General features: G+C 61.0%; 8 protein-coding genes and 6 pseudogenes. 7 read left to right on the top strand and 7 right to left on the bottom strand.

What is annotated here, in order from left to right; genetic code table 11:
• Positions 1–28: 28 nt before the first annotated feature.
• Entirely contained in the window at positions 29–991 is a 963-nt protein-coding gene (ubiA, locus tag ACZ1HM_RS18025) for a 4-hydroxybenzoate octaprenyltransferase (RefSeq protein ID WP_472744008.1), read from the bottom strand.
• A gap of 11 nt (positions 992–1,002) precedes the next feature.
• Here ubiA and ACZ1HM_RS18020 point away from each other — a divergent pair.
• The 3 genes and pseudogenes from ACZ1HM_RS18020 (at position 1,003) to ACZ1HM_RS18010 (ending at position 3,684) form a co-directional block, all read left to right on the top strand.
• Positions 1,003–1,729, top strand: a pseudogene (locus tag ACZ1HM_RS18020) (16S rRNA (uracil(1498)-N(3))-methyltransferase).
• Positions 1,726–2,253, top strand: a complete 528-nt coding sequence (locus tag ACZ1HM_RS18015) for a hypothetical protein (RefSeq protein ID WP_472744007.1) — start codon at positions 1,726–1,728, stop codon at positions 2,251–2,253. The pseudogene ACZ1HM_RS18020 and the gene ACZ1HM_RS18015 overlap by 4 nt, the downstream one beginning before the upstream one ends.
• 61 nt (positions 2,254–2,314) lie before the next feature.
• Positions 2,315–3,684: pseudogene (locus ACZ1HM_RS18010) on the top strand (glutamate--cysteine ligase).
• Here ACZ1HM_RS18010 and ACZ1HM_RS18005 read toward each other — a convergent pair.
• The 5 genes and pseudogenes from ACZ1HM_RS18005 to ACZ1HM_RS17985 form a co-directional block, all read right to left on the bottom strand.
• On the bottom strand, positions 3,681–4,607 hold the full coding sequence (locus ACZ1HM_RS18005) for a DUF805 domain-containing protein (RefSeq protein WP_472744006.1): 927 nt from the start codon (positions 4,605–4,607) through the stop codon (positions 3,681–3,683). The pseudogene ACZ1HM_RS18010 and the gene ACZ1HM_RS18005 sit on opposite strands and share 4 nt — an antisense overlap.
• 385 nt (positions 4,608–4,992) lie before the next feature.
• Positions 4,993–5,595, bottom strand: a pseudogene (gene plsY, locus ACZ1HM_RS18000) (glycerol-3-phosphate 1-O-acyltransferase PlsY); the annotation flags it as partial.
• Complete coding sequence (gene pyrC / locus ACZ1HM_RS17995) at positions 5,595–6,875, bottom strand: dihydroorotase (protein WP_472744005.1); 1,281 nt, start codon at positions 6,873–6,875, stop codon at positions 5,595–5,597. The gene pyrC and the pseudogene plsY, both read right to left, overlap by 1 nt.
• 199 nt (positions 6,876–7,074) lie before the next feature.
• Positions 7,075–7,611, bottom strand: a complete 537-nt coding sequence (locus ACZ1HM_RS17990; RefSeq protein WP_472744004.1) for a hypothetical protein — start codon at positions 7,609–7,611, stop codon at positions 7,075–7,077.
• A gap of 2 nt (positions 7,612–7,613) precedes the next feature.
• Positions 7,614–8,571, bottom strand: a pseudogene (locus ACZ1HM_RS17985) (aspartate carbamoyltransferase catalytic subunit).
• Positions 8,572–8,702: 131 nt separating this feature from the next.
• Here ACZ1HM_RS17985 and ACZ1HM_RS17980 point away from each other — a divergent pair.
• The 4 genes and pseudogenes from ACZ1HM_RS17980 to ACZ1HM_RS17965 all read left to right on the top strand — a co-directional run bounded on the left by ACZ1HM_RS17980 (position 8,703) and on the right by ACZ1HM_RS17965 (position 15,001).
• Positions 8,703–9,490: pseudogene (locus ACZ1HM_RS17980) on the top strand (uracil-DNA glycosylase).
• Positions 9,487–10,029, top strand: a complete 543-nt coding sequence (moaB, locus tag ACZ1HM_RS17975; protein WP_472744003.1) for a molybdenum cofactor biosynthesis protein B — start codon at positions 9,487–9,489, stop codon at positions 10,027–10,029. Before ACZ1HM_RS17980 ends, moaB begins: the two are co-directional and overlap by 4 nt.
• A gap of 115 nt (positions 10,030–10,144) precedes the next feature.
• The gene (locus tag ACZ1HM_RS17970) at positions 10,145–11,599 is read left to right on the top strand and encodes an efflux RND transporter periplasmic adaptor subunit (protein WP_472744002.1); all 1,455 of its coding nucleotides are present in this window, start codon (positions 10,145–10,147) and stop codon (positions 11,597–11,599) included.
• 3 nt (positions 11,600–11,602) lie between these two features.
• A pseudogene (locus tag ACZ1HM_RS17965) lies at positions 11,603–15,001 on the top strand (efflux RND transporter permease subunit).
• Here the strand turns inward: ACZ1HM_RS17965 and ACZ1HM_RS17960 are convergent.
• Positions 15,002–15,808, bottom strand: a complete 807-nt coding sequence (locus ACZ1HM_RS17960) for a protein-disulfide reductase DsbD domain-containing protein (RefSeq protein WP_472744001.1) — start codon at positions 15,806–15,808, stop codon at positions 15,002–15,004. It abuts the pseudogene before it with no gap.
• Between the last annotated feature and the right edge of the window lie 46 nt (positions 15,809–15,854).

Genomic DNA, 15,854 nt, shown 5'->3' with positions numbered 1-15,854 from the left:
TGATACGCGGCTCTGCGCTTGCGCGCAATCACGCCAATAGCGCAGCGGCGAAAAACAGCAGCGGGATTATGCCGGTGTCCCTGTTGGCTTGAAAAAGCCGGAGCATCTTGCCAGGGTTTTCCAGATCAAGCCCCCGCAATTGCCAGGCCATATGCCACCCCATGGCCCAAGGTCCGGCCAGAGCAAGGACAAGCGCCAAGGGTGAGGCGTTGGGCATCGCAGTAAAGATCACCGCCAGCCCCATCAGGCCCACCGTCACCATCAAGAAACGGCGCAGCCAAATGGGCGAGCTTTCGCCAAAGAGCCGGGCTGTGGATTTCACCCCAATCAAGGCGTCATCTTCGGTGTCTTGGTGAGCGTAGATCGTGTCATAAAAGAGCGTCCAGGCAATGCCCGCGCCATAGAGCAGGACCGCAGGCGCATCCAATTGGCCGGCATGCGCGGTCCACACCAACAGCGCCCCCCAGTTAAAGGCGAGGCCCAAAAACACCTGCGGCCACCAGGTGAACCGTTTGGCAAAGGGATACACGGCCACCAGCAAAAGCGACAGAACACCCAGCGATATGGCCGCACGGTTGAACGTGAACAGAATCACCGCCGCCAAAAGCGCCTGGATCACCATCCACGCCACAGCACCATTGACGGTGACCTGGCCCGAGGGGATGGGGCGCGACCTTGTGCGCGCCACCTGGCCGTCAAAATCGCGGTCGGTGATGTCATTCCAGGTGCACCCCGCCCCTCGCATCAAGAAGGCGCCAATGCCGCACCCGATAAAGATCCACAGATCCTCCCACCGGGGCGACTGATCATAAAGGATAGCAAGCGCCAGACCCCACCAGCACGGAAGCAGCAACAGCCAGGTGCCAATGGGCCGGTCCGCCCGGCTGAGCCTGAGATACGGGCGTGTGAAGGGCGGCGCATAGCGGTCTACCCAATTGTCTGGGGGCGCGTCTGCGACAGGAGCATCTGGTGATGGCGGCAGGTCTTGCATATATCGGGCCCATGAGAGCGAAGATCAGGCTTTATGTAGATCACCCCTTGGGTGAGGGGCAATCGGTTCCTTTGGATAAGGCGCAGGCGCATTACCTTTTTGGGGTGATGCGGCAGGCGGTCGGTGGGCAGGTGGCGCTGTTTAATGGCCGCGATGGAGAGTGGACGGCCCAAATTGCCCAGGCAGGTAAGCGCAGCGGGGTTTTGACCTGTGTGGCGCTGTCCGCTCCGTTGCAGGTGCCGCCCGATCTGTGGCTGGTCTTTGCCCCCATCAAAAAGGCGCGGACCGATTTCATTGTGGAAAAGGCAGCCGAAATGGGGGCCGCGCGGATCGTGCCGGTGATGACAGAGTTCACCAACGCAGGCCGGGTCCAGCGCGACCGGCTTCAAGCCCATGCGGTTGAGGCCGCCGAGCAATGCGGGGGCACTTTCGTGCCGCAGGTGGATGAGGCGGTCAAGTTTGGCCAGCTGATGGACCGCTGGGATACGACCCGCCAGATCATGTTCTGCGACGAGATCCCTGGCCGGTGGGCAGGCCGAGCTGCCGGATCTGCCGGGACCTTGGGCGATCCTGATCGGGCCAGAGGGCGGGTTTTCTGAGCAAGAGCGTGCGCGGCTACAGCGCATGGCGCAGGCCCACGCGGTGGCTTTGGGCCCACGCATTTTGCGGGCAGATACTGCGGCGGTGGCTGCGATGACGCTTTGGCAGCAGCAGTTGGGCGATTGGGGGCAGGCATGAGCTTTATCCGACCACAGGCCAAAGCAACGCTTTGGCGTTGGCGCGAGGTGATTGTGGCCTTTGGCTGTGCGGTGCTGGGGCTTTGGATGGTCTCGGGCCCTGGTTTCCTGGTGGCGATCCCGGGTTATGCGTTCATTCTGGGGGGGCTTGTCATGGGCTGGATCGGCATTCAGCGCGCGCGGTTTCGGGGCGGCGATGGCGGGGCCGGGGCGGTGCAGATTGACGAAGGCCAGGTGACCTATTTTGGCCCGCTCACCGGCGGCACGGTTGCTTTGCGCGAATTAGAAAGCCTGACGCTGGATGGGGGGATGTATCCCGCGCATTGGCGTCTGGTCCAGCGGGGGCATGCGCCGCTGCTGATCCCGGTGAATGCGGCAGGCTCGGATGCGCTTTTTGACGCTTTTGCCACCTTGCCGGGGCTTAAGACGGAGCGGATGTTGCACACGCTGAATGCCAAACCACATCAAGCGGTCGTGATCTGGCAACGCGGCCCTTTGCGCCCCGCAGGGGCCATGTTGCATTGACACCTTTGAAATTTGGGACCATGGCTGACGCCCAAACAAAGCCAAAGCGGAGCGCTTAGAGATGTCCATTCCACAGTCCGGCGGTGGCCCGATTGAGCGTCATGAACAGCTTGCAGAGTACCTAGAAGCTGGATGCAAACCCAAAGAAGACTGGCGGATCGGCACGGAGCACGAGAAATTCGGCTACTGCAAAGACACGCACAAGCCGCTGCCCTATGAGGGGGAACGTTCCATCCGGGTCATGCTGGAAGGGCTGCGCGATCGGCATTCCTGGGCCCCAGTGGAAGAAGCGGGCAAGCTGATTGGGCTGGAAAAGGACGGCGCCAACATTTCGCTTGAGCCGGGCGGGCAGCTGGAGCTGTCGGGTGGCCCGTTGGAGACAATCCACGAAACCTGTGATGAGGTGAACACCCATTTGGCTGAAGTCAAAGACGTGGCTGATGAGATTGGCGTCGGCTGGATCGGCCTGGGCGCGGCGCCTGAGTGGACCCATGAGCAGATGGATCTGATGCCCAAGGGCCGATACAAGCTGATGAACGATTACATGACCCGTGTCGGATCCATGGGCCGGGTGATGATGCGCCGCACATGCACGGTGCAGGTGAACCTGGATTTCGGGTCTGAGGCGGACATGATCAAAAAGATGCGGGTGGCTGTCGCGTTGCAGCCCGTTGCCACCGCGCTTTTTGCCAACTCTCCTTTCTTTGAAGGCAAACCCAACGGCTATAAATCCCTGCGCTCCATGGTGTGGCGCAATCTGGATGCGGCGCGCACCGGGACGCTGCCGTTTGTCTTTGATGAAGGGTTCGGGTTTGAAGCTTGGGTGGAATATGCGCTCGATGTGCCGATGTATTTTGTCTATCGCGATGGGCAGTACATCAACGCGCTGGGCATGTCTTTCCGTGACTTTATGGCAGGCAAGCTGCCTGCTCTGCCCGGTGAAACACCGACGCTGAGCGATTGGGCCGATCACCTGACAACCGCCTTCCCCGAAGCACGTATGAAAAAGTTCATCGAAATGCGCGGCGCAGATGGTGGGCCGTGGCGGCGGCTTTGTGCGTTGCCGGCGTTTTGGGTGGGGCTGATGTATGACCAGACAGCGCTTGATGCGGCCTGGGATTTGGTCAAGGACTGGACCGCGGCACAGCATGACGCGCTGCGGGTTGCGGCCTCAATCGATGGGCTTCAGGCGCAGGTCACGGGCATCAATATGCATGAGGTCGCGCGCGAAGTGATCGCGATTTCTGAGGCCGGGTTGAAAGCGCGGGCAAAGCCTGGCGCGGGCGGCATGGTTCCAGATGAGACCCATTTCCTGAATGCGCTGGTCGAAAGCATCGAGACGGGCAAAGTGCCCGCCGATGAGTTGTTGGATGATTATCACGGCGCTGGGGCGGTGATTTGAGCCAGATCTACAGCGCCTACAGCTACTAAGACGTGGCCTGTCCGGGTCTGTCCGTGCTTGCGTTCGCAGCACCCAGCACACGTTCGCGGTAGAGCGCCTTCAGCTCTTCTTTTTGCTTTTGCTTGAGATACGCCTGTTCCTCGGGCGTTTTTTCAAACAGATGGCCATAGCCTTCCATCGGGTTGTGCGATGTCGGCCCTTTGCGGAAACTCGCAGCCGACGGCACGCTGCTTTCGCCATAGCCGTTGCCCTCAGGGTCTGAGGGCAGCAGCATGAAGAACAGGTGCAACGCGACGCAGACAAAGGGTGTCGCAACTGTGCCAATCATCGCAATCAGCAAGCTGCCGCCTTCGATAGGGCTTTCCTTCAGGCCCTGGGCCACGTTTCCGGCAACGGCTTTCGCCTCTTCTGCCTCCAAACGGGGGGCAGAAGACCAGCTTTCGGCAACACCAGCCCAAAGCGCATCCCAGCCAACGGCGTTCAGTGCAGCGGCCGTGCCAAAGGCGGCCTCCCAAAAGGTGTCAGCGGCACCGGCGACAAGCGCGCCCAGAATGATCCCGATGCTGAGCATCTGAAACCCGGTGTCAGTGGCGGTGATCAGGAAAGTGCTAAGGCCGAACATCAAGATGATACCTGAGATCAGCGCTGAGACAGGCAAGGTGGCCCATTTGCCACTGCGCCCGCTGTCGTGCAGGCGGCGGACGGTCAGCGAAAAGCGGGGCACCAGTGTAAGGAAGAACAAGACGATGGATTCATAGAACAGCGGGTTCAACGGTGGGATTTCACGGCGCAGCAGATACTCCCATATCTCGCGCGCATCGACGACAAAGGCCCAGATGATCAGGCCCCAGATCACCGGCATCACGGCCCAGTATTCCAGCCGCGTGGCGCGGTCCCAAAAGTTGATGCCGCGAAAGGCAAATTTCTCAAATGCGGAAAAGACCTGTTGCATATGCAGTCCTTCTGACGTGCTGAGTTTGCACGGATTATGCGTGCAATCGCGTCCGAATTAGGGCGCGGTGATGTCCTTTTGCGGTAACGCCGGGCTGTTTTTAATCTGCTTTTGATTGTGCGTCGGGCAGATAGGCGCGCACAAAGTCGATCACCTTTTGCGCGGGCATTTCGCAAGGAAACAGCGCGGGGCCTGCGCTGAGGTCATAAAGATTGAGGCTGATGTAATCCGTGCCGCCCAGCTCTTCGGCAACGACTTTGGTGGCCTTTCCCGCCCCAAAGGTGCTGCGGCTGGTCACATAGCGTTTATCAAACGCGGTGCCTGTGGTGGTGCCCATTGGCAGGGCGGCGATCTTTGCCACGACATCGGGCGGCGGGGTCACTTTTTTCTGGCCGATTTTCGGCTCTGTCCCTGCTTTGATGCGCGCGATGTTTTCGCGGTGACGGTAGAACACCAGCAAGGTCATCAGAATGCCCCAGGCCAGCGCATAGCCGTAGCCCAAGAAGACCAGCAGGAACGTTGACGCTGATGCAGAGGCGAGCCCACCCATGGACGAGATGCGCGTGATGCCTGCAGCAATCAGCCAGACCAGACAACAACCAATGCCCACGGGCCAGGCCACGGCCAGCATCAGTCCCAGGAAAGTGGCCACGCCCTTGCCGCCCTTGAACCTAAGCCAGACTGGAAAGCAGTGCCCGATCATCGCCGCAAGGCCTGCTACCAATGCGGCGTCTTCCGCGAAAAGGGCGCGTGCCAGCAAAAGCGCAACCGCCCCTTTGGCGGCATCAAACAGCAAGGTGAGTGCAGCCGCCAGTTTGTTGCCGGTGCGCAAGACATTCGTGGCCCCGATATTGCCAGAACCGATGTCGCGAAGATTGCCCAGGCCCATGGCGCGGGTCAGGATCATGCCAAAGGGGATCGACCCCAGCAGATAGCCCAGCACAGCGCAGAGCGAGAGGATGGTTGATGTTGATTCAAGGGGTGGCATCAGGGGGCCTCAAATACGCAAGCGCCAGCGACATAGGTGCCCAGCACCTTACCTTCCAGCCGCACCCCGTCAAATGGCGTGTTGCGCGACTTGGACCGCAGGGTTGCACGGTCCAGCACAAAGGGGGCGTTGGGATCAAACAAGACCAGGTCAGCAGGCGCACCCACGGCCAGCCGCCCTGAGGGCAGGCCCAGTCGGTTGGCGGGGTTCAGCGACAAGGCCCGCCAAAGTGTTGGCAGGTCCATATGATCGTTGTGCACCAGCCGCATCGCGGCAGGCAGCAGCGTTTCCAGACCCACTGCGCCAGAGGCTGCTTCTTCGAACGGCAGGCGTTTGCTTTCTTCGTCTTGTGGGGTGTGCATGGAGCAGATGATGTCAATCAGCCCTTCCGCCACGGCATCAATCACAGCGCGGCGGTCGTCTTCGTCGCGCAGCGGTGGCTTGAGCTTAAAGAAGGTTCGGTAATCGGCCACATCCAGCGCGTTCAGGGTCAGGTGGTGAATGCCCACACCCGCGGTGATATCCAGACCGTTCTTTTTGGCACGTGCCAAAGCGGGCAGGGCGCGCGCGGTGGTGATCTGATCGGCGTGGTATTTGGCTCCGGTCATTTCAATAAGCGCGATGTCACGGTCCAGCCCCATGCGTTCAGCCATCGGTGAGACCGCAGGCAGGCCGCGCAGCGACGCGAATTTGCCAGAGGTCGCAGCCGCGCCTGCGCTGAGCGTGGGTTCCCGGGGGTGCGCGATGACCAAGGCACCCAAGCTGCGCGCGTAGGTCAACGCGCGGGAGAAGACTTTGGTATCTGCGATCACGGCGTCGCAATCGGTAAACGCGGCGGCACCTGCGTCTTGTAAAAACCCGATTTCGGTCATTTCACGGCCCGCGCGGCCTTTGGTCAGGGCCGCCATTGGTACGACGTTGACGGGCGAGACTTCGTTTGCGCGGCGGGTGACAAACTCCAGCACTTCGGGACTGTCGATGGCGGGCTGGGTATCGGGACGGGTGATCATGGTGGTCACGCCGCCCGCTGCAGCGGCCAGCCCAGCGGAGCGATAGCTTTCTTTGTGCCGCTCACCGGGTTCGCAGACTTTCACGCCCAGATCGACGATGCCGGGGGCCAGAAACTTGCCCCTGCAATCGACCTCTTGCGCGCCTTTGGGCAGGGGCGCCATTTCGGTGCTGATCTGAGAGATCTTCCCATCAAAGACCGACAGGGTGCCGGTGATAATGTGCCCGGCTTCGGGATCAATCATTTTGGCGTTGGTAAAGTGCAGCGACATGAGCCGGTGTCATTCCTTTGTGCGGTTGCGCTCTCTTGCCCGAAACTGCGCGGTGAACCAAGGGGATTGTGTGTTGTGTCAGCCGATCCAGAGCATCATGCCGACAATGCCAAAGGCCACAAGCAGCGCGATCATCGCGATGCGGCCTGACATTTTGGGGTCTGGTTTGGGTTCTTGCATGGAGCGTTTGCCTTTGTGGTTATGCGGCCAGCAGCCAGATCAGAACGGCCAGCACGACAAGTGCCAGGATGGCCACGACGATGGAGCCGCCCCGCTGGCGGCGTGCGGGCTGAGCGGTGTCCGGTTGCGGGGTGCCGGAATAGGGTGCGGCGGCTTCAGTTTGGAGTGCCGTGACTGAATTGTCGGCGGGCGTCTGGCTGTAGCTGCCGATCAGCGTGAGGGCGGAAATGGGGTCAATCTGCCCGCCTGCGCCGCCAAAGGCGGAGGAATGCACAAGCAGCACCCAGCCATCAAGGGCTGCGAGTTTGGCTGCATCCCGCTTAAGATCCACCTCATTGGCGTCCACGCCGTCCCGCAGATATCCGGCCAGCCCCAGATCGCCCAGATCGGAGATGGCAAAGACCTCAAGCCCGAGATCATTCAGATCTTCGGTGCCAAGCGCGGCCTCTTGCAGCATGTGTTCATCCGACAGTGCTTTGGCCTCAGCAGGCGACATCGACAGCGAAAAGACGCGCGTGACGCCCTGTTCACCTGTGGGGATCGTGATGCGGCCCATCGTCAGGCCAACGCCATTCGGTCGGCGCGTAGATTGCGGGCCAGCAGATCCATGGCCGCCATGCGCACGGCGACGCCCATCTCAACACTGGTCCTGGATCACGCTGCGGTTGATGTCATCGGCCAGCGTGCCGTCAATTTCCACGCCCCGGTTCATCGGGCCGGGGTGCATGACAATCGCATCTTCGGCGGCATGGGCCAGCTTTTCGCCGTCCAGACCGAAGCGGTGGTAATATTCCCGTTCTGACGGGATGAAACCGCCGTCCATCCGTTCCTTTTGCAGCCTGAGCATCATGACGACATCGACGTCTTTGAGGCCCTCTTGCATGTTGTCAAAAACCTCAACGCCAAACTCAGCAATGCCCGACGGCATCAGCGTGGGCGGGCCGATCAGGCGCAGGCGGTTTTCCATTTTGCCCAGCAGCATGATGTTGGACCGCGCCACGCGGCTGTGCGCGATGTCGCCGCAAATGGCGATGCTGAGCCGGTGCAGGCGGCCCTTGGCGCGCCGGATCGTCAGCGCGTCCAGCAGCGCCTGTGTGGGGTGCTCATGCCGTCCGTCGCCGGCGTTTAGAACGGCGCAGTTGACCTTTTGGGCCAGCAGATCAACCGCCCCCGACTGGGGATGGCGCACGACCAGCAAATCGGGGTGCATGGCATTCAGGGTCATCGCGGTGTCAATCAGGGTTTCACCCTTTTTGATCGAGGACGCCTGCATTGCCATGTTCATCACATCAGCGCCCAAACGCTTGCCCGCGATCTCAAAGCTCGCCTGGGTGCGGGTGGAGTTTTCAAAGAACATGTTAATCTGGGTGAGCCCGGCCAGCGCGTCTGAGTGTTTGTCCGCGCGGCGGTTCAGATCAGCATAGCTGTCGGCCAGATCCAGGATCTCGGTAATGTCCAGCGGGCTAAGCTGTTCAATGCCCAACAAATGACGATGTGCGAAGGTGGCTGTGGTCATTGTTGCGCGGTCCTTTGGAAACTCAGCGTCTTATAAAGGTCAGACCGAAGCCCCCGCAAGCCACTGCGACAGTTTGAATGGGGGGCATGAGAGGGATTTAGCTCAAGGCCAGTGGCGGGTAGGGTGGGAGTATGGAATCGATGAGTTTTCACAGCGATCTTGCGCTGCTGGATTGGCAGATGGAATTGGGTGCGACCGAAGCCATTTGTGATGCGCCGGTCAACCGGTATGAGCTGCCCGCGACGCTGGGCAAGCCCAAAGCGGTTGCCGCAGCTGCGCAGCCGGTTGCGGCCCCAAAGCCTGTGGCCCAGGACGATCCGGTTGCGGTGGCGGAAGGGGCGGCGCGGGCTGCGCAAACGCTTGAGGATTTGCGCGCCGCCGTGGAGGCCTATCCGCATTGTGAGTTAAAGAAAGGCGCGCGCAATCTGGTGTTCAGCGATGGCATCCCCGGTGCGCGGGTTATGCTGGTGGGTGAGGCACCGGGGCGCGACGAAGACCTGCAAGGGCGGCCTTTTGTGGGGCGTGCGGGCCAATTACTGGACAAAATGTTGGCGGCGATCAACATGGGCCGGGCCGATGAAAACGCACCGGTCTACATCACCAACGTCTTGCCCTGGCGGCCACCGCAGAACCGAGACCCCAAGCCGCATGAGATCGCGATGATGAAGCCGTTTGTGCAGCGCCATATCGAACTGGCCAAGCCGGATGTGCTGGTGCTGGTGGGCAATTGGTCCTGTCAGGCGTTGTTGGGCAAACGGGGCATCACACGTCTGAGAGGGCATTGGACCGAGGCAGCGGGCCTGCCAGCTTTGCCGATGTTCCACCCCGCCTACCTGCTCCGTTCGCCCGAAAAAAGCAGGAGGCCTGGGCCGATCTGCTGAGCCTGCAGGCGAAACTGCGTCAGGGAGCAGCGCGATGAGCCGTATTGACGAAAGCAAAGACTTTATCGCAGTCCGGGTGGCGATTTTGACCGTTTCAGACAGTAGAGCGCTTGCCGATGACCGCTCAGGCCAGGTTTTGGTCGACCGGGTTGAGGGCGCGGGCCACGTAGTTGCCGCCCGCCATATCTTGCCCGATGAGCGGGATTTGATCGCAGATCAACTGCGCGAATGGTGTGCGGACCCTGAGATTGATGTGGTGCTCAGCACCGGGGGCACCGGGCTGACGGGCCGGGATGTCACGGTTGAGGCGCACAGGGATGTCTATGAAAAAGAGATCGACGCCTTTGGGACGGTCTTTACCATCGTATCCATGCAAAAGATTGGCACCTCAGCGGTGCAAAGCCGGGCCACTGGTGGCGTTGCGCAAGGGACGTACCTTTTTGCGCTGCCAGGCTCGCCGGGGGCGTGCAAGGACGCCTGGGATGAGATTTTGGCAAAACAGCTCGATTACCGGCACAGGCCCTGCAACTTTGTTGAAATCATGCCCCGGCTTGATGAACACCAGCGGCGAAAATAAATTTGCTGCGGCGCGACGGAAATGCCGCGCAGCTGCGTAATATAGCTGTGACTTGGTATTTTGCGGTAGCCGATTAGGTTACTGGGTGAGGCAAAATTTTTGAAAGCTGAATAATATGAGGTTTTTGCGCCAAAGCATGATCGGCCTTTTCCTGGCGGCGGTGACGCTGGGATTGCTTGTTTATGCAGGGTCCATGATCGGTTCTGCCGTTAGTGAGCGGATGGCGGATGAGCGGACAGGCCCCCCTCAGCGGGAGCGCGTGTTCGCTGTGAACGTCATTTCAGCCCAGATGTCAGACGTGACCCCCATTTTGGAAACCTTTGGTGAGGTGCAAAGCCGCCGCCAGCTGGAATTGCGCGCGGCCAATGGTGGGCGCGTGATTGAGCTGGCCGCAGATTTTGAGGATGGCGGCGAAGTGCGCGCGGGCCAGGTGCTGGTGCGGCTTGACCCGGCTGATGCGCAATCTGCCGTGGACCGTGCGCAAAGCGATGTGGCGGATGCCACCGCCGAAGGGCGCGATGCGGCACGTGCGCTTGAGTTGGCCAGAGCAGAGCAGGCGGCCTCAGAAGAGCAGGCAGCGCTGCGCCAGCGCGCGTTTGAGCGGCAGCGGGATTTGGCAGAGCGCGGTGTGGGCACGGCGAGCGTGGCGGAATCAGCTGAGTTGTCGGCATCCTCTGCCCGGCAGGCGGTGGTGTCGCGCCAACAGGCCGTGGCCCAAGCCGAGGCGCGTGTTGATCAGGCCGCAACCCGGCTTGCCCGCGCAGAAATTGCGCTGGCCGAAGCGGAGCGGCGGCTCAAAGATACGGTTCTGACGGCCCCTTTTGATGGGGTTTTGTCCGCCACGAACGTGCTGGTGGGGCGGCTGGTTTCCCCAAATGAGCGGTTGGCGGAACTGATAGACCCTGAGGATCTGGAAGTGTCGTTTCGCACCTCAACCGCGCAATATGCCCGGCTGCTGGATCAAGACGGTGATCTGATCCTAAGCGATGTCACCGCGACGCTGGACGTCACGGGCGTGGATCTGGAGGCCAAGGGCCGCATCAGCCGCGCAAGTGCGGCGGCAGGCGAAGGGGCCACGGGGCGATTGATTTTTGCAGGGCTGTCCCAGGCCAATGGGTTCAAGCCGGGTGATTTTGTCACCGTGCGCGTGCAAGAGCCTGCGTTGCAGGGCGTTGTGCGTTTGCCCGCCTCGGCTGTGGATGCCAAGGATGAGGTGCTGGTGCTGGATGCGGAGAACCGGTTGGAAGCCATTGCGGTCACAATACTGCGCCGTCAGCGCGATGATGTGCTGGTGCGCGGCCCGTTGGTGGGCCGCCAGATTGTTGAGGCACGATCGCCCCTGTTGGGGGCGGGGATTTCCGTCACACCGCTGAGCCGGGATGCCGCACCTGCGCCGACAGAACCCGAAATGCTAGAGCTGAGCGAAGAGCGGCGGGCGAAACTGGTGGCCTTCATTGAGGCCAATGACCGGATGCCCAAAGAAGCCAAGGCGCGCGTGCTGTCGCGACTTGCGGAACCCAAGGTACCCGCGCGCATGGTCGCGCGGATCGAAAGCCGGATGGGAGGCTAACCCATGGTGCGCAAGATGCCAGGCGCGGCGGGGGGCGTTCTGTCGTACTTTGTGCGGCACAGGACGGCGGCCAACCTGCTGCTGTTGGTGCTTTTGGTGGCCGGGCTCGCCTCAGCGCCCAACATGCGGGCGCAGTTCTTCCCGGATGTGATCATTGATAACGTGTCCATAAACACCACGTGGGATGGGGCCGGGCCAGAGGACGTGGATGAAGCCATTGTCCAGGTCTTAGAGCCGGTGCTGTTGTCGGTTGAAGGTGTGACAAGCTCTGAAAGCACGTCCAGAGAGGGGCGTGCCACGGTGCAGCTGGATTTTGAGCCGGGCTGGGACATGTCGCGGGCCGCTGCTGATGTGCAGACGGCGATTGATGCAGTGACCACTTTGCCTGACGGCGCAGACGAACCTGTCGTGCGGCGCGGGGCCTGGCGGGACAGGGTCACGGATGTGGTCATCACCGGTGATGTTTCGCCCCAGCAGCTGGGACGGTTTGCGGATGAATTGGTCACCCGGCTTTTTGCGGCGGGGGTCACGCGGACCACCATCCAAGGCGTGGCAGACCCCGAAACGCTGGTCGAAGTGCCTTCGGCCAAGTTGATCGCCTATGACATCAGCATGGCCGATATCGCCGGTGCCATCGCAGAAGAGGCAGATGCCGATCCCGCAGGCGATGTGACGGGCGCAAACGCCCGCGTGCGCACCGGCACTGCCAAGCGCAGTGCGCAAGAGATTGCAGGCATTGTGCTGCGGTCAAACCCGGATGGGTCAAAGCTGACCATCGGGGACGTGGCCACAGTGCGGGAACAGGGCGTTGACCGCGAGCGCAGCTTTTTCGTGGGCGATGATCCGGCGATGTCGCTGCGGGTCGATCGCTCAGACCAGGGTGATGCCATCAGCATTCAAGAAGACGTGGAACGCGTCACCGCCGAGCTGCAAGCGAGCCTGCCTTCAAGCGTCACAATTGAGCTGATCCGCACCCGGTCTGAGGCGATTACAGGGCGTCTGAATATCCTGATCGACAATGGGTTGATGGGTCTGGCGCTGGTGGTTGGTTTGCTCTTTTTGTTTTTGAACGCCCGCACCGCGTTTTGGGTGGCGGCGGGTATTCCCGTGGCCATGGGGGCTGCGATTGCGTTGATGTATCTGGGCGGTTTGACGATCAACATGATCTCGCTCTTTGGATTGATCATCACGCTGGGCATCGTTGTTGATGACGCCATTGTTGTGGGCGAACATACCGATGCGCGTTTTCGAATGGGCGACACGGCCATGCAAGCGGCTGAAAACGCCGCTGCGCGGATGGCGATGCCGGTCTTTGCCGCGACGTTGACGACCATCGTGGCCTTCTTTGGTCTGGTCGCGGTTGGCGGGCGGTTCGGCGATTTGATCCGCGACATTCCCTTTACCGTGATCGCGGTTTTGGCCGCGTCCCTGGTAGAGTGCTTTTTGATCCTGCCCAACCACATGGCCCATGCGATGAAGGCGGCGGATAAGGCGCATTGGTATGATCTGCCAAGCCGTGTGGTGAACCGTGGGTTTGTCTGGGTGCGCGAAACCTTGTTCCGTCCGCTGATGGCGGGGGTGATCAAGGCACGCTATGTGGTGTTGGCGGGCACAATGGTGGTGCTGGCCTCTCAAGCGGCGCTTTTTATCACGGGTGATGTGCAGTGGCGGTTCTTTAACGCGCCAGAACGCGGCTCGGTCACTGGGAACTTCATCATGGCCGAAGGGGCCACGCGGGAAGATACCTTTGCCATGATGCGCGAGATGCAGCGCGCGACGGAGGCGCTGGGCGCAGAATATGAAGAGCGGTATGGGACCAATCCGCTGGATTATGTGATTGCCCAAACCGGTGGGAACAGTGGTTTTGGTCTGGCCGGGGCCAGCACCAAGGACAACGATCTGCTGGGCGGTATTTCCATTGAGCTGATCGACGCTGATTTGCGCCCCTATTCCAGCTTTGCCTTTGTCGCGGATCTGCAAGACCGGGTGGTGCAGCATCCGCTGGCCGAAACCGTGAGCTTTCGGGGCTGGCGGTCAGGGCCGGGTGGTGATGCGCTGGATGTGCAGTTTTACGGTGCCGACACAGATACCCTGAAAGCCGCATCTGAGGCTTTGCAGGATGCGCTGCGACAATATCCGGAGGTGAGCGCGGTTCAAGACAATCTGGCCTATGACAAAGAAGAGCTGATCCTGGATCTGACCCCGCAGGGCCAAGCGCTGGGCTTTACCATCGATAGCCTGGGGCGTGCCTTGCGCAACCGCTTGGGCGGGATTGAGGCGGCAACCTATCCCGATGGGCCGCGCTCCGCGAGCATCCGGGTGGAGCTGCCCAAGGGTGAGCTGACGGCGGATTTCCTGGACCGCACACAGATGCGCACGCCCACCGGGCTTTACGTGCCCCTGGCCGATATCGTGAGTGTGGACCGCCGCACCGGGTTCAACACCGTGCGCCGGGAAAACGGCATCCGTCTGATTTCTGTGACAGGCGACATTTCAGAAGATGATCCCGCCCGCGCAACCGAGATCAGCACCGCGCTGCAGGAAGAGATTTTGCCCAAGATCGCCTCAGAGCTGCAGGTGGAGTTCCGGCTGTCTGGCCTGAGCGAGCAAGAAGATGAGTTCCTAAATGATTCCATCACCGGTTTGGTGCTGTGTTTGACCGGGATTTATCTGGTGCTGGCACTGGGTCTTTGGCAGTTGGACGCGACCGGCGGTGGTGATGGCGATTATTCCGTTTGGATTGGTTGGCACGATCTATGGCCATTATGTCTGGGATGTACCGCTGAGCATGTTCACGGTGGTTGGGCTGTTGGGCATGACAGGGATCATCATCAACGATTCCATCGTTTTGGTCACAACCATCGACGAATACGCCGAAACGCGGGGGCTGATGCCCTCCATCATTGATGGTGCGGCGGACCGGTTGCGGCCTGTGATGTTGACGACGCTGACAACTGTGCTGGGTCTAACGCCCCTGCTTTATGAACAAAGCCAACAGGCGCAGTTTTTGAAACCCACGATTATCACGCTGGTTTACGGGTTGGGCTTTGGGATGTTCTTGGTGCTGCTGGTGGTGCCTGCACTGATCGCCGCGCAACATGACATCGGGCGGCAGATCCGGGCGATGCGCCGGGGGTTGCGTGCACCGGTGGGCAGCGTGCAGGCCAGCATGCTGGTGCTATGGGCGGCGGTTTTGGCCTGGGGGGTGTCACCTTGGGATGGGCCGTCTGGACGGGTGCGATGCACCCTGCATTGGCCGGAATGCTGCCCGCTGGCGGCGCATTGGCTGGGACGGCTGGGGCATTGCTGGTCTTTATCGCCGGTGCAGCAGTGATCGCGTTGACTGGCTATGTGGCATCGGTGCTGGTTTTTGCGCTGCGCCGCAGACGGGCTGCGGCCTGATCAGCCCGGTTTGCAGCCTTTGATTTCAACGGAATGTTTCTGGCCCAACACGGTAATGACGACCGCTGATCTGTCGATGGCCACTGGTGCACCATCGCTTGTCATCATCTCGCCTATCGCGGTCAGTGTCTGACCCTGCCTGCTGACCTCTGTTTCGCTCATCCATAGGCCGGGTGCGCCCGGTTCAATGATGACCACTTCGCTGCCGCCTGCGGACGGCATGGAGACGCGGGTTTCGATTTGCAGCCCGTCCTCTGTCGGGCGCAGCGCGCAGGTGGTGCCCCGCACGCCGGCTTCTTTTGCCGAAAAGGGCCGGTTGGCCAGTGCCGCGGCAATGGCGGGCGTGGGTTTGGTGTTGTTGTCATCAATGACGGCGGTGATTTTCATGCGGTGCGGGACGCAGATGTCACTGCACACGCCCATGTCCACCACAGCCTGCAAGGTGATGGGTTGACCCGCCGTTTTCGGCAGGAGTTTCAGCGGCAAGACAACGGTGTCCGTATAGCCAATGGTGCGCATCCCGGCGGTCAGAAAAACCTCTGGTGCGGGCCAGGATATCCCGACGCCGTGCAGATTTTTGGAGCCTGACCAAGAGAAGGTCGGCGGAATGCCCGCATCACCGGGCGTGCGCCAGTAGGTTTTCCAGCCCGGTGCCAGCTCAAGCCTGAGAGCTGCCATCCGGCTGCCATCCGATTGCTGCCACCCGCTTAGGATTTCGCCGCTCACCGGCACTTCAAAACGGTCTTTGGCAAGCGCGGGCAGCGCGATTGCGGCCATGGTCGCGGCGATGAAAAGGTTTTTGATCATGGCAAGCTACATGCGCCATCCTCTGGCTGCTGCCAAGTCACGTTTG

This window comes from Sulfitobacter sp. GN1-4 (assembly GCF_055693825.1).
This window is presented reverse-complemented; position numbering and strand designations above follow the sequence as displayed.